Here is a 12,836-nt window from a genome sequence, read left to right on the forward strand (position 1 = left end):
GATTAATACGCAGCCACTGTACCGCTACGGCCTTTAATACGTCCAGATTTCAGCAAACCGTCATAATGTCTCATCAACAAATGACTTTCAACTTGCTGGAGAGTATCAAGAACCACACCTACAAGAATTAACAAAGATGTACCACCGAAGAATTGAGCAAACTCCGCCTTCACACCGAATACACCAGCAAATGCAGGCATAATGGCAACAAAAGCCAAGAAGAAAGAACCCGGCAAAGTGATACGTGACATAATGACATCAATATACTCCGCTGTTTGCTTCCCTGGTTTGATACCCGGAATGAAACCATTATTTCTCTTCATATCCTCAGCCATCTGAGTCGGGTTAATGGTAATTGCAGTATAGAAATACGTAAACAATATAATCAACACCGCAAAAATCAAATTATACCAAAAGCTTGTATGATCAGTTAATGCATGTATGAAACCGCTCGCATTATTTACATTTGAAAATCCCACGAGAGTAATAGGAATGAACATGATTGCCTGAGCAAAAATGATAGGCATCACGTTAGCTGCATTTACTTTCAAAGGAATGTACTGTCTTGCGCCGCCATATTGTTTATTACCAACAATCTTCTTTGCATATTGAACAGGAATCTTTCTCGTGCCTTGCACTAACAGAATAGCAAATGCTATGACAACTAACAAGACTACAAGTTCAATCAAGAACATCACCAAACCACCAGTCTTATCAGTCATACGAGAAATCAACTCTTGGAACAAAGACTGCGGTAAACGTGCAATAATACCTACCATGATAATTAAAGAGATACCATTACCAATTCCTTTGTCTGTAATTCTCTCACCAAGCCACAAAATAAACATACTTCCAGCCGCCAATATAATGGTAGAAGTAAGCATAAACAGAGTCCAATCTAATGAAGCATTTAAGGAAGGACCAGCCTGCATTTTAAGATTGAGCAAATAAGAAGGAGCCTGAACCAACAAAATAATAATCGTCAAATAACGAGTATACTGATTCATTTTTCTTCTACCACTCTCACCTTCGCGTTGCAATTTCTGGAAATACGGTACCGCAATACCCAGCAACTGAATCACAATGGAAGCGGAGATATAAGGCATGATACCTAATGCAAAAATAGATGCATTAGAGAATGCTCCTCCAGAAAACATATTTAACAAGGCTAAGAGACCCTCGCTTGTTTGTTGATGCAATTGTGTCAACATTGACGGATTAATACCCGGCAATACAACATACGAACCGAAACGGTAAATTGCCACAAACAATATGGTAATGAGGATCCGTTGTCTCAGATCCTCAATTTTCCATATATTCTTTAATGTTTCAATAGCTTTTCTCATCGAATTAGAGTTTTACTACTTGTCCACCAGCAGCTTCGATGGCAGCAACAGCAGTCTTAGAGAATGCATGTGCTTGTACATCCAACTTAGCAGTCAAAGTTCCGTTACCTAATACTTTTACCAACTGGCTTGCAGAAATGAAACCGGCAGCAATGAAGTCGTTGATACCCACTGTCTGCAGATTCTTAGCTTCGGCCAGTTTCTGAATTGTATCCAAGTTGATAGCCTTATACTCTACACGGTTGATATTTTTAAAGCCAAACTTAGGAACACGACGTTGAAGAGGCATCTGACCACCTTCAAAACCGATTTTCTTAGAGTATCCAGATCTTGATTTAGCTCCTTTATGACCTCTGGTAGAAGTACCTCCCAAGCCAGATCCCGGACCACGTCCGATTCTCTTTCTTGTTTTAGTAGATCCCTCTGCAGGTTTTAAATTACTTAAGTTCATATTGTAATTCGTTTTATATTCAACAAATAATTACTTAACAATGGTAACCAAGTGTTTAACCTTATCCACCATTCCAAGAATTGAAGGAGTACATTCGTGTTCAACCACACGATTCAACTTATGAAGTCCCAGTGCATCGAGAGTTCTCTTCTGATCAGCAGGAGCACCAATTCTACTTTTAACTTGTTTAATCTTTATAGTCGACATATTCTTCCTCCTTATCCTCTAAATACTTTTTCCATACTAACTCCTCTGTTCTGAGCAACCATACGGGCATCACGCATTTCACTTAATGCCAAGATAGTAGCTTTCACTAAGTTATGCGGGTTGGAAGAGCCTTTTGACTTAGCCAAAACATCCGTTACACCAACACTTTCAAGCACTGCACGCATTGCACCACCTGCCACAACACCAGTTCCGTGAGAAGCCGGCTTAATGAATACCTCAGCACCACCAAACTTAGCAGACTGCTCGTGAGGAACCGTACCTTTCAGCACAGGTACTTTAGTCAGATTTTTCTTTGCAGATTCCACACCTTTAGCAATAGCGGCAGTTACTTCACCAGCTTTGCCAAGGCCCCAACCGATGATACCTTCTTCATTTCCTACTACCACAATAGCAGAAAAACTAAAAGTTCTACCACCTTTGGTTACTTTGGTTACACGATTAATAGCAACCAATCTGTCTTTCAGTTCTATATCGTTTGTAATCTTAACTCTATTATTAAGTCCTGCCATAATGATTAAAATTTAAGTCCACCGTTACGAGCAGCATCAGCTACTTCTTTTACTCTCCCATGATACAAGTAACCATTACGGTCGAAAACAACAGTAGTTATACCTGCTTCCTGAGCTTTCTTTGCAATCAGCTCACCTACTTTAGCAGCTTGTTCTTTCTTAGGCATTTTTTCAATCATACCCAAAGAAGAAGCAGCAACCAAAGTTTTACCGGACAAATCGTCGATAATCTGAACATAGATTTGCTTATTGCTTCTAAACACACTCATACGCGGACATTCAGTTGTACCTGAAATTTTATTGCGTACTCTATATTTAATCTTAATACGTCTTTCTATTTTTGTTGTCATAATACTATCAATTTAAATGATTATTTAGCACCGGCTGATTTACCAGACTTTCTACGAATTTCTTCGCCAACAAACTTAATACCTTTACCTTTATACGGTTCAGGCTTACGGAAAGAACGTATTTTAGAGCAAACTTGACCAAGCAATTGTTTGTCGCAAGATTCCAAAATAATAAGAGGATTCTTATTTCTTTCAGATTTTGTTTCTACTTTGATCTCAGCAGGCAACTGAATAAAGATACTGTGCGTGTAACCTAAGTTCAATTCAATAATGTTACCTTGGTTAGAAGCACGGTAACCTACACCGACAAGTTCCAACTCTTTCTTATATCCTTCAGATACACCAACAACCATGTTGTGAACCAATGAACGGTACAGACCATGGAATGCATGTTTCTGCTTCGGATTATCCAGCATTGCATTTTCATTCTCTGTCAAAACGACATGGCCTTCTTCGATGGCAACATTGATAGCAGGATCTACATATTGGCTCATTTCGCCTTTGGGTCCCTTTACGGCAACCACATTATCCTTCAGAGTAACTGTTACTCCAGCGGGAATACTAATGGGTAATTTTCCTATTCTTGACATTGCTAATTCCTCCTATTAATATACATAACACAAAACTTCACCACCGATTTTCAAATCAGCGGCTTCTTTGTTGGTCATTACACCTTTGGAAGTAGATATTATAGCAATACCCAAACCATTAATAACTCGCGGCATATCTTTGTAACCGGTATATTGACGCAAACCCGGAGAAGAAATTCTTTCCAGCTTCTTGATAGCGTTAACTTTGTTAACCGGATCATACTTCAAGGCAACCTTAATAGTACCTTGAGGACCATCTTCTACAAACTTGTAATTAAGAATGTAGCCTTTTTCAAAAAGAATCTTAGTGATTTCTTTTTTCAAATTTGAAGCGGGAACTTCAACAACTCTGTGCTTTGCTTGAATAGCGTTCCGCAACCTCGTCAAATAATCTGCTATTGGATCAGTCATATAAAAATAAATTAAATTAATCAGGACTACCCTGACAATATTTAAAAACAAAAATTACCAGCTTGCTTTCTTTACACCTGGAATAAGACCGTTGGATGCCATCTCACGGAACTGAATTCTGGAGATACCGAATTGACGGATATAACCTTTAGGACGACCTGTCAATTTACAACGATTGTGCATACGAATTGGGTTAGAATTCTTAGGCAACTCTTGCAATTTCTGTGCAGCTTCAAAAGCTTCAGCAGGATCACCAGTTCTAACGATTTGCTTCAATGCAGCTCTTTTCTCGGCATATTTGGCTACTAATTTAGCACGTCTTACTTCACGTGCTTTCATTGATTCCTTTGCCATATTATCAATCTTTTTTAGCGTTCTTAAACGGTAAACCGAATTCTTTCAACAAGGCATAACCTTCCTCATCTGTTTCCGCAGAGGTTACAAAGGTAATATTCATTCCGAGAATTCTGGTAATACTATCGATATTAATTTCAGGGAAAATAATTTGTTCCTGAATACCAAGGGTATAGTTACCCTTTCCATCGAACTTACTTTCAATACCCTTGAAGTCACGGATACGCGGTAAAGCTACACGAACCAGTTTTTCAAGGAATTCATACATTCTCTCGCGACGCAAAGTTACCATAACACCAATCGGCATTTTCTTACGCAACTTAAAGTTAGCGATATCTTTACGAGAAATGGTTGCAACGGCTTTTTGACCAGTGATCGCAGTCATTTCATTAATTGCCACTTCGATAATCTTCTTATCAGCAACGGCCATACCTAAACCCTGATTGATAACAATCTTCTTAAGTACGGGTACCTGCATTGAAGAAGAATACTGGAACTGTGATTTCAATGCAGGCGCAATACGCTCTGCATATTCTTTCTTAAGGCTAGCAGTATTACTCATTACTTAATCTCCTCTCCTGATTTTTTAGAATAACGCACTAAAGTGCCGTCAGCACTTACTTTTCTACCAACACGCGTTGCTTTACCAGTTTTTGGATCAACCGGATTCAAGTTTGAAATGTGGATAGAAGCTTCTTGCTTCACGATACCACCTTGCGGGTTCTTTGCATTCGGTTTTGTGCTCTTAGACACCATGTTGATACCCTCAACGATTGCACGTTTTTTATCAACAAGAACCTTCAATACACGACCAGTCTTACCCTTATCTTCACCAGAATTTACGTAAACTGTATCGCCTTTTTTAATATGTAATTTACTCATTACTTAAATCTTTTACAAAATTAAAGTACTTCAGGAGCGAGTGACACAACTTTCATGTTAGTAGCACGAAGTTCACGAGCTACCGGACCGAAAATACGACTACCTCTAATTTCACCTGCATTGTTCAGCAACACGCAAGCATTATCATCAAAACGTATATAAGAACCATCAGCACGACGGATTTCTTTCTTAGTACGTACGATCAAAGCTTTAGACACTGCACCTTTTTTAATATCACTTGAAGGGATAACGCTCTTTACAGAGACAACAATCACGTCCCCTACTGAAGCATAGCGACGACCTGTTCCACCCAAAACGCGGATACAGAGAGCCTCTTTTGCTCCACTATTATCACATACTGTAAGTCTGGATTCTACTTGTATCATAATTACTTAGCTCTTTCAATTATTTCAACCAATCTCCATCTCTTTGTCTTGCTCAAAGGACGAGTTTCCATGATGCGTACAGTATCTCCGATATTGCACTCATTCTTTTCATCATGAGCATGGTACTTCTTCGTCTTACTAACGAACTTACCATATATGGGGTGTTTTTCCTTAAACTTGGCTGCAACAGTGATGGTCTTATCCATCTTATCGCTCAGCACAACCCCTGTTCTTTCTTTTCTTAAATTTCTTGCTTCCATCAAGCTCATCATTTATTGTTAAGTTCTCTCTGGCGTAATTCAGTTTTCATACGCGCAATAGTCCTGCGTAATTGTTTGATCTGAGCAGGATTATCCAAAGGAGAAATAGAATGATTTAAAACCATTTGGCTATAGTTAGCCACTTCTGCTTCTACTCTTTCTACCAAGTCATTGGTAGTCATTTCTTTAATTTCTGCAATTTTCATACTTCTTACGCATTTTGATTTTGGATATCATAATCACGTCTAACCACAAACTTAGTTGTGATAGGAAGCTTTTGTGCAGCTAAGCGCAAAGCTTCTTTTGCGATTTCATAAGATACTCCTTCAGCTTCGATAATAATTCTACCCGGTGTAACAGGAGCAACGAATCCCTCGGGGCTACCTTTACCCTTACCCATACGTACGTCAGCAGGCTTTCTTGTAATAGGTTTATCCGGGAAAATACGAATCCAAATCTGTCCTTGACGTTGCATATATCTTGTCACTGCAATACGCGCAGCTTCAATCTGACGGCCTGTAATCCATTTCGTCTCCAAGGCCTTAATACCAAAAGAACCGAAAGCCAACTGGTTTCCTCTTTGGGCATTACCTTTTTGACGGCCTTTTTGTTGTCTTCTGAATTTTGTCTTTTTCGGTTGTAACATAATTCCTAAAAATCAAATTCGTTAGCGATTATTTTTCTTTCTTTTGAAGTTCTTTCCGCCATTGTTTCCGCTATTGCTTCCACGACCACTTTCTTTGCTTTGTGTAAAGTTCGGAGCCAACTCCTTCTTACCATAAACTTCACCTCTACAAATCCAAACTTTAATACCAAGAAGACCTACCTTAGTCAATGCTTCTGCATGACAATAGTCGATGTCTGCTCTGAAAGTGTGCAACGGAGTTCTTCCTTCCTTATACATCTCAGAACGGGCCATTTCCGCACCATTCAAACGTCCTGAAATCTGAATTTTGATACCTTCTGCACCCATACGCATAGTATTGGCGATAGCCATTTTAATAGCGCGGCGATAGGCAATTTTACCTTCTACCTGACGAGCGATGTTGTTAGCCACGATAACAGCGTCCAACTCAGGTCTTTTAACTTCGAAGATATTGATCTGGATATCTTTATCAGTGACCTTCTTCAACTCTTCTTTCAACTTATCAACTTCTTGGCCACCTTTACCGATAATAATACCCGGACGTGCTGTACAAACGGTAATAGTCACGAGTTTCAGTGTACGTTCGATTACAATTCTTGAAACGCTTGCTTTAGCAAGACGAGCGTTCAAATATTTACGAATCTTGCTATCTTCCAGCAAAGAGTCGCCGTAATTCTTTCCACCATACCAATTGGAATCCCATCCTCTGATAATTCCTAAACGGTTGCTTATTGGATTAACTTTTTGTCCCATTTACCTTAATTTTGATCTTCGTTATTACTTTTAGAACCAACGAACAACGTTACGTGGTTTGAACGTTTGCGGATTCTGTAACCTCTACCCTGCGGAGCCGGTCTCATTCTTTTGAGCGTAGCACCACCATCAACAAAAATCTTGGTTACGAACAACTCGCCACTTTCAGCTTTACGTTCGTTTTTCTGCTCCCAGTTAGCAATTGCAGAGCGCAGCAGTTTTTCCACTCTGGCGGCAGCCTCTTTTGAAGAGAACTTCAAAACGCCGAGTGCTCTGTTCACTTCCATCCCACGAATCATGTCAGCCACGAGACGCATTTTACGGGGGGAAGTAGGAACATTTTGCAATTTCGCAAAATACATGGTCTTAAGGGCCTCTTTTCTTTTTTCAGCCGATATTTTTTTTCTTGCTCCCATTATATTATTACTTTATTATTTCAAATAAATCCTGTTTTATTTTTTCTTGTTACCAGCGTGTCCTCTGAATGTACGAGTTGGAGCGAATTCACCCAACTTGTGTCCTACCATATTTTCGGTAACATAAACAGGAATAAATTTATTTCCATTGTGAACTGCAACAGTATGGCCTACAAAATCAGGCGAAATCATTGAAGCTCTGGCCCAAGTCTTAACTACCACTTTCTTGCCTGATTCATTCATGGCAAGCACTTTTTTCTCAAGCTTAACGTTAATATACGGACCTTTTTTTAATGAACGACTCATAATTTACTCAATTAATCAGATTACTTCTTTCTTCTCTCAATAATATACTTAGACGATTGTTTCTTCGGAGCTCTTGTCTTAAGACCCTTAGCGTACAATCCCTTACGAGATCTCGGGTGTCCTCCTGAAGCACGTCCTTCACCACCACCCATTGGGTGATCAACCGGGTTCATAACAACACCACGGTTACGCGGACGACGTCCCAACCAACGAGAACGTCCAGCTTTACCTGAACTTTCCAATCCATGATCTGAGTTACCAACGCTACCAATAGTAGCCTTACATGTACTGAGAATCTGACGAACCTCACCAGAAGGCAACTTGATAACGCAGTATTTACCTTCTCTTGAAGTCAACTGAGCGAAGTTACCAGCCGAGCGAACCAAAGCAGCGCCTTGACCCGGGCGTAATTCGATATTGTGAATCACGGTACCGACCGGAATATTCTGAAGCGGAAGAGCATTTCCGATTTCCGGAGCTGCAGTTTCACCTGACATCAAAGTCGCACCAACTTGCAATCCATTGGGAGCAATAATATATCTTTTTTCACCATCTGCATAAAACAACAGAGCAATACGAGCCGAACGGTTCGGATCGTATTCAATTGTTTTAACCACTGCAGGTACACCGTCCTTATTTCTCTTGAAGTCTACGATACGGATAATCTTCTTACTACCGCCACCAATGTAGCGCATGGTCATTTTACCTGTATTGTTACGACCACCAGTAGATTTCTTACCAAATACAAGAGACTTTTCTGGTACTCGTGCAGTAATTTCTTCGAAAGTACCAATAATTTTATGTCTTTGCCCCGGTGTTGTGGGCTTAAATTTACGTACTGCCATTTCTTTTAAATATTGCTATAAAAATCAATAGTATCTCCTTCTTTCAACGTAACGATAGCTTTCTTATAAGCATTTGTACGTCCATTGATGATACCTGCACGCGTATAACGGCTCTTGTTTTTGCCGGCATAGCGAATTGTATTCACATCAACTACGGTAACGTTGTAAAGGGCTTCAACTTCGTTCTTAATTTCCAGTTTATTAGCTTCAGGACGCACGATAAAGCCGAAACGATTGTTCGCCTTATCAGTAATTGCTGTCATTTTCTCTGTCACTAACGGTTTAATAATAATTCCCATTATTTAAGCCTCCTTTTTACATTAAGATATTGTCGATAGCAGAAAGTGCACTTTCAGCAAACACAACAACGCCAGCGTCCAATACTCTGTAAGTATTTAACCCTGAGACAGTCTGCACATTGGCACCTTTCACGTTACGAGCCGACAAATATACGTTTTTATTTGCTTCCGGTAAAACTACAAGCAGCTTTTTGTCAGAAACTTTAAGATTTTTTGTCATAACAACAAAATCTTTTGTTTTAGGAGCTTCGAAATTGAAGTCTTCTACTACAACGATAGCATTATTCTGAGCTTTATATGACAAAGCTGACTTACGCGCCAGAGCCTTTACTTTCTTATTCAGTTTGAAGTAGTAATCCCTCGGTTTCGGACCGAATACACGTCCACCACCAACGAGTACCGGTGAGTTCATATCACCACGACGTGCACCACCGCCACCTTTCTGACGACCGATTTTACGAGTAGAACCGCTAATTTCGCTTCTTTCTTTTGACTTGTGTGTACCCTGACGCTGATTAGCCATAAACTGTTTAACGTCCAAGTAGATAGCGTGGTCGTTGGGCTCAATTCCGAAGATAGACTCGTTTAACGTAATCTTTCTCCCAGTGTCTTCACCTTTAATGTTATATACGTTAACTTCCATTATTTCTCAATTATTACGATTGAACCTTTGCAACCAGGAACAGAACCCTTAATCAAAAGGAGATTATGCTCCGCGATTACTTTTAATACTTGCAGATTTTGAACAGTCACTCTGTCTCCACCAAGCTGTCCACCCATACGCATTCCTTTGAATACTTTTGCAGGGTAAGAACAAGCACCGATAGAACCCGGCTTACGAGCACGGTTGTGCTGACCGTGAGTAGTCTGACCTACACCACCGAAACCATGACGTTTCACAACACCCTGGAAACCCTTACCCTTAGAAGTACCTACAACGTCAACAAAGTCAGCGCCTTCGAATAATTCTACGGTAACAGTATCACCCAGATTCAATTCTGTCTCAAATTCTTTGAACTCAGCCAAGTGTTTCTTGGGAGTTACTCCAGCTTTCTTAAAGTGACCCATAAGGGGCTTTGTAGTGTGCTTTTCCTTTTTATCTTGGAAACCCAACTGAACAGCTTTATAGCCATCCTTTTCTACAGTTTTCACTTGAGTAACAACACAAGGACCTGCTTCGATAACAGTGCATGGTACATTCTTACCCTCGGCACTGAAAACGGATGTCATTCCGATTTTTTTTCCTAATAATCCTGGCATTTCACTAATTTTTTAATACTTACACTTTGATTTCTACTTCCACACCACTCGGTAACTCCAACTTCATCAGAGCATCTACTGTCTTAGCTGTTGAGCTATAGATGTCAATCAATCTCTTGTAAGAAGAGAGTTCAAATTGTTCACGTGACTTCTTGTTAACGAAAGTCGAACGGTTTACGGTAAAGATACGCTTATGCGTAGGAAGAGGAATTGGACCGCTAACGATGGCGCCCGTTGTCTTCACCGTTCTTACAATCTTCTCAGCTGACTTGTCAACCAAGTTGTGGTCGTAAGATTTCAGTTTGATTCTAATTTTTTGACTCATTACTGTCTTAATTATTAATAGTGTTATTATATAAGATAAAGTTCCGTAGGTTAAGAGTCATTCGCTAACCTACGGACTTTAGTTATTTTTAGATTAAGTCTGTGCGACCTTTTACTTCTTCCAATACTGCCTTGGCAATAGAGTTAGAAACCTGAGCATGGTGAGAATATACCATTGAAGAAGTTGCACGACCAGAGGTAATAGTACGCAGTGCTGTTACGTAACCGAACATTTCTGCCAGGGGAACCATTGCCTTCACGATACGAGCACCGGAACGGCTTGATTCCATACCTTCCACCTGACCACGGCGCTTGTTCAAGTCACCGATAACATCACCCATATTTTCTTCCGGAGTAACAACTTCCAGTTTCATGATAGGCTCCATCAATACCGGACCTGCCTTAGCACAAGCGTTCTTATACGCCTGAATAGCACAGATCTCAAATGACAACTGGTCAGAGTCAACTGGATGGAAAGAGCCATCAAGCAGAGTTACCTTCAATGAATCCAGCGGATAGCCGGCCAACACACCATTCTTCATTGCTGTTGTGAAACCTTTCTGTACAGACGGAATGAATTCCTTAGGAATGTTACCACCCTTCACTTCATCAACAAACTGCAAACCACCTTGAGTAAAGTCCTCATCAACCGGACCAATGTTTACGATGATATCAGCAAACTTACCACGACCACCAGACTGTTTCTTGTAGACCTCACGTAAGTTAACAGTCTTCGTAATAGCCTCCTTATAGTTAACCTGAGGTTTACCTTGATTACATTCAACCTTGAACTCACGTTTCAGACGGTCGATGATGATATCCAAGTGAAGCTCACCCATACCGGAGATAACAGTTTGACCTGTTTGCTCGTCAGTCTTAACTGTAAACGTAGGATCTTCTTCGGCCAATTTAGCCAAACCATTAGAGAGCTTATCCATATCCTTCTGAGTTTTGGGCTCAACCGCGATACCAATTACCGGCTCGGGGAAATCCATAGATTCCAATACAATCGGTGCAGTCTCATCGCACAGCGTATCACCAGTATGAATATCCTTGAAACCTACACCGGCACCAATATCACCAGCTCCAATCACCTCAACAGGATTTTGCTTATTTGAGTGCATCTGAAACAAACGAGAGACACGCTCTTTCTTGCCAGAACGAGAATTATAGATATAAGAACCAGCCTCGATCTTACCGGAGTAAACGCGGAAGAAAGTCAAACGGCCTACATACGGGTCTGTTGCAATTTTGAATGCCAAAGCAGAAGTCTTTTCATCTTCACTCGGTTTACGATCTTCTTCAGCACCGGTTTCGGGGTTTGTACCAACAACATTTTCTGTATCCAGCGGAGAAGGTAAGAATGCGCAAACATAATCAAGCAGTGTCTGCACACCCTTGTTCTTGAATGAAGAGCCACACAGCATAGGAACGACAGCCATTTGCACTGTAGCGTTGCGGAGAGCTCTCAACACTTCTTCTTCCGTGATAGTAGAAGGATCATCGAAATATTTCTCCATCAAAGCATCGTCAAATTCAGCCACTTTTTCGAGCATTTTATCTCTCCATTCGTTAGCTTCGTCTACCAAGTTAGCAGGAATTTCCTCTACTGTATAGTCAGCACCCATAGTTTCATCATGCCAGTAAATAGCTTTCATTTTGATAAGGTCTACCAAGCCTTTGAAAGATTCCTCAGCACCAATAGGTACAACAATAGGACAAGGATTAGCGCCTAAAACGTCCTTCATCTGGCGAACAACCTCAAAGAAGTCCGCACCTGAACGGTCCATTTTATTAACGTAAGCGATACGTGGTACGTTATATTTGTCAGCCTGACGCCAAACGGTTTCAGATTGCGGTTCAACGCCACCTACTGCACAATAAGCAGCAACGGCACCGTCAAGAATACGCAAAGAACGTTCTACCTCAGCGGTAAAGTCAACGTGTCCCGGAGTATCAATCAAATTGATTTTATAAGTATCACCGGCATATTTCCAACGAGTAGTAGTAGCAGCAGAAGTAATAGTGATACCACGTTCTTGCTCTTGCTCCATCCAGTCCATTGTAGCGGCACCATCGTGTACCTCACCGATTTTGTGGGTCAAACCCGTATAAAACAAAATACGTTCAGAGGTTGTTGTCTTTCCGGCATCGATGTGAGCCATGATACCGATATTACGTGTCAAATGTAAATCATTCTTTGCCATTTTCTAATTCCTT

General features: G+C 40.5%; 23 protein-coding genes. All 23 read right to left on the reverse strand.

Annotation, left to right across the window (positions count from 1 at the left end; all coding sequences use genetic code 11):
* Positions 1-2: 2 nt before the first annotated feature.
* Positions 3-1,346, reverse strand: a complete 1,344-nt coding sequence (gene secY / locus KG118_RS02800) for a preprotein translocase subunit SecY (RefSeq protein ID WP_117710305.1) — start codon at positions 1,344-1,346, stop codon at positions 3-5.
* A 4-nt stretch (positions 1,347-1,350) separates the two neighbouring features.
* On the reverse strand, positions 1,351-1,797 hold the full coding sequence (rplO, locus tag KG118_RS02805; RefSeq protein ID WP_087412063.1) for a 50S ribosomal protein L15: 447 nt from the start codon (positions 1,795-1,797) through the stop codon (positions 1,351-1,353).
* A 30-nt stretch (positions 1,798-1,827) separates the two neighbouring features.
* Positions 1,828-2,004, reverse strand: a complete 177-nt coding sequence (rpmD, locus tag KG118_RS02810; protein ID WP_004291222.1) for a 50S ribosomal protein L30 — start codon at positions 2,002-2,004, stop codon at positions 1,828-1,830.
* An 11-nt stretch (positions 2,005-2,015) separates the two neighbouring features.
* A complete protein-coding gene (gene rpsE / locus KG118_RS02815; RefSeq protein WP_005656517.1) occupies positions 2,016-2,534 on the reverse strand; it encodes a 30S ribosomal protein S5 in 519 nt (172 codons plus the stop codon).
* A gap of 5 nt (positions 2,535-2,539) precedes the next feature.
* Positions 2,540-2,884, reverse strand: a complete 345-nt coding sequence (gene rplR, locus KG118_RS02820; protein WP_117710306.1) for a 50S ribosomal protein L18 — start codon at positions 2,882-2,884, stop codon at positions 2,540-2,542.
* 20 nt (positions 2,885-2,904) lie between these two features.
* Positions 2,905-3,474 carry a 50S ribosomal protein L6 gene (gene rplF, locus KG118_RS02825; protein WP_009122260.1) on the reverse strand — a complete coding sequence of 190 codons (570 nt, stop codon included), beginning with the start codon at positions 3,472-3,474 and terminating at the stop codon, positions 2,905-2,907.
* A 15-nt stretch (positions 3,475-3,489) separates the two neighbouring features.
* Positions 3,490-3,885 carry a 30S ribosomal protein S8 gene (gene rpsH / locus KG118_RS02830; protein ID WP_117710307.1) on the reverse strand — a complete coding sequence of 132 codons (396 nt, stop codon included), beginning with the start codon at positions 3,883-3,885 and terminating at the stop codon, positions 3,490-3,492.
* Between the two features lie 54 nt (positions 3,886-3,939).
* Positions 3,940-4,239 (reverse strand): 30S ribosomal protein S14, encoded by a 300-nt coding sequence (gene rpsN / locus KG118_RS02835; protein ID WP_025068793.1) that lies wholly within the window; start codon positions 4,237-4,239, stop codon positions 3,940-3,942.
* A gap of 4 nt (positions 4,240-4,243) precedes the next feature.
* Positions 4,244-4,801, reverse strand: a complete 558-nt coding sequence (rplE, locus tag KG118_RS02840) for a 50S ribosomal protein L5 (RefSeq protein WP_117710308.1) — start codon at positions 4,799-4,801, stop codon at positions 4,244-4,246.
* The gene (gene rplX, locus KG118_RS02845; RefSeq protein WP_117710309.1) at positions 4,801-5,121 is read right to left on the reverse strand and encodes a 50S ribosomal protein L24; all 321 of its coding nucleotides are present in this window, start codon (positions 5,119-5,121) and stop codon (positions 4,801-4,803) included. Before rplX ends, rplE begins: the two co-directional genes overlap by 1 nt.
* 20 nt (positions 5,122-5,141) lie before the next feature.
* On the reverse strand, positions 5,142-5,507 hold the full coding sequence (rplN, locus tag KG118_RS02850) for a 50S ribosomal protein L14 (protein WP_005825700.1): 366 nt from the start codon (positions 5,505-5,507) through the stop codon (positions 5,142-5,144).
* A 2-nt stretch (positions 5,508-5,509) separates the two neighbouring features.
* Positions 5,510-5,779 (reverse strand): 30S ribosomal protein S17, encoded by a 270-nt coding sequence (gene rpsQ, locus KG118_RS02855; RefSeq protein WP_005656533.1) that lies wholly within the window; start codon positions 5,777-5,779, stop codon positions 5,510-5,512.
* Positions 5,776-5,973 (reverse strand): 50S ribosomal protein L29, encoded by a 198-nt coding sequence (rpmC, locus tag KG118_RS02860; protein ID WP_005656537.1) that lies wholly within the window; start codon positions 5,971-5,973, stop codon positions 5,776-5,778. Before rpmC ends, rpsQ begins: the two co-directional genes overlap by 4 nt.
* Positions 5,974-5,978: 5 nt before the next feature.
* A complete protein-coding gene (gene rplP / locus KG118_RS02865) occupies positions 5,979-6,413 on the reverse strand; it encodes a 50S ribosomal protein L16 (protein WP_005656538.1) in 435 nt (144 codons plus the stop codon).
* 21 nt (positions 6,414-6,434) lie between these two features.
* A complete protein-coding gene (gene rpsC, locus KG118_RS02870; RefSeq protein ID WP_004291235.1) occupies positions 6,435-7,166 on the reverse strand; it encodes a 30S ribosomal protein S3 in 732 nt (243 codons plus the stop codon).
* 5 nt (positions 7,167-7,171) lie between these two features.
* A complete protein-coding gene (gene rplV, locus KG118_RS02875; RefSeq protein WP_004291236.1) occupies positions 7,172-7,582 on the reverse strand; it encodes a 50S ribosomal protein L22 in 411 nt (136 codons plus the stop codon).
* A gap of 36 nt (positions 7,583-7,618) precedes the next feature.
* Complete coding sequence (gene rpsS, locus KG118_RS02880) at positions 7,619-7,888, reverse strand: 30S ribosomal protein S19 (RefSeq protein WP_002558070.1); 270 nt, start codon at positions 7,886-7,888, stop codon at positions 7,619-7,621.
* Between the two features lie 20 nt (positions 7,889-7,908).
* On the reverse strand, positions 7,909-8,733 hold the full coding sequence (gene rplB / locus KG118_RS02885; RefSeq protein WP_009122259.1) for a 50S ribosomal protein L2: 825 nt from the start codon (positions 8,731-8,733) through the stop codon (positions 7,909-7,911).
* Positions 8,734-8,738: 5 nt separating this feature from the next.
* Positions 8,739-9,032, reverse strand: a complete 294-nt coding sequence (gene rplW / locus KG118_RS02890; RefSeq protein WP_087412064.1) for a 50S ribosomal protein L23 — start codon at positions 9,030-9,032, stop codon at positions 8,739-8,741.
* A gap of 16 nt (positions 9,033-9,048) precedes the next feature.
* Entirely contained in the window at positions 9,049-9,675 is a 627-nt protein-coding gene (gene rplD / locus KG118_RS02895; protein WP_117710310.1) for a 50S ribosomal protein L4, read from the reverse strand.
* The gene (gene rplC / locus KG118_RS02900) at positions 9,675-10,292 is read right to left on the reverse strand and encodes a 50S ribosomal protein L3 (protein ID WP_117710311.1); all 618 of its coding nucleotides are present in this window, start codon (positions 10,290-10,292) and stop codon (positions 9,675-9,677) included. The genes rplD and rplC overlap by 1 nt, the downstream gene beginning before the upstream one ends.
* Positions 10,293-10,311: 19 nt before the next feature.
* A complete protein-coding gene (gene rpsJ, locus KG118_RS02905; protein WP_004291244.1) occupies positions 10,312-10,617 on the reverse strand; it encodes a 30S ribosomal protein S10 in 306 nt (101 codons plus the stop codon).
* 88 nt (positions 10,618-10,705) lie between these two features.
* On the reverse strand, positions 10,706-12,823 hold the full coding sequence (gene fusA / locus KG118_RS02910) for an elongation factor G (RefSeq protein ID WP_117710312.1): 2,118 nt from the start codon (positions 12,821-12,823) through the stop codon (positions 10,706-10,708).
* Positions 12,824-12,836: the final 13 nt, after the last annotated feature.

This window comes from Bacteroides propionicigenes, from assembly GCF_018390535.1.
Classification (GTDB): domain Bacteria; phylum Bacteroidota; class Bacteroidia; order Bacteroidales; family Bacteroidaceae; genus Bacteroides; species Bacteroides propionicigenes.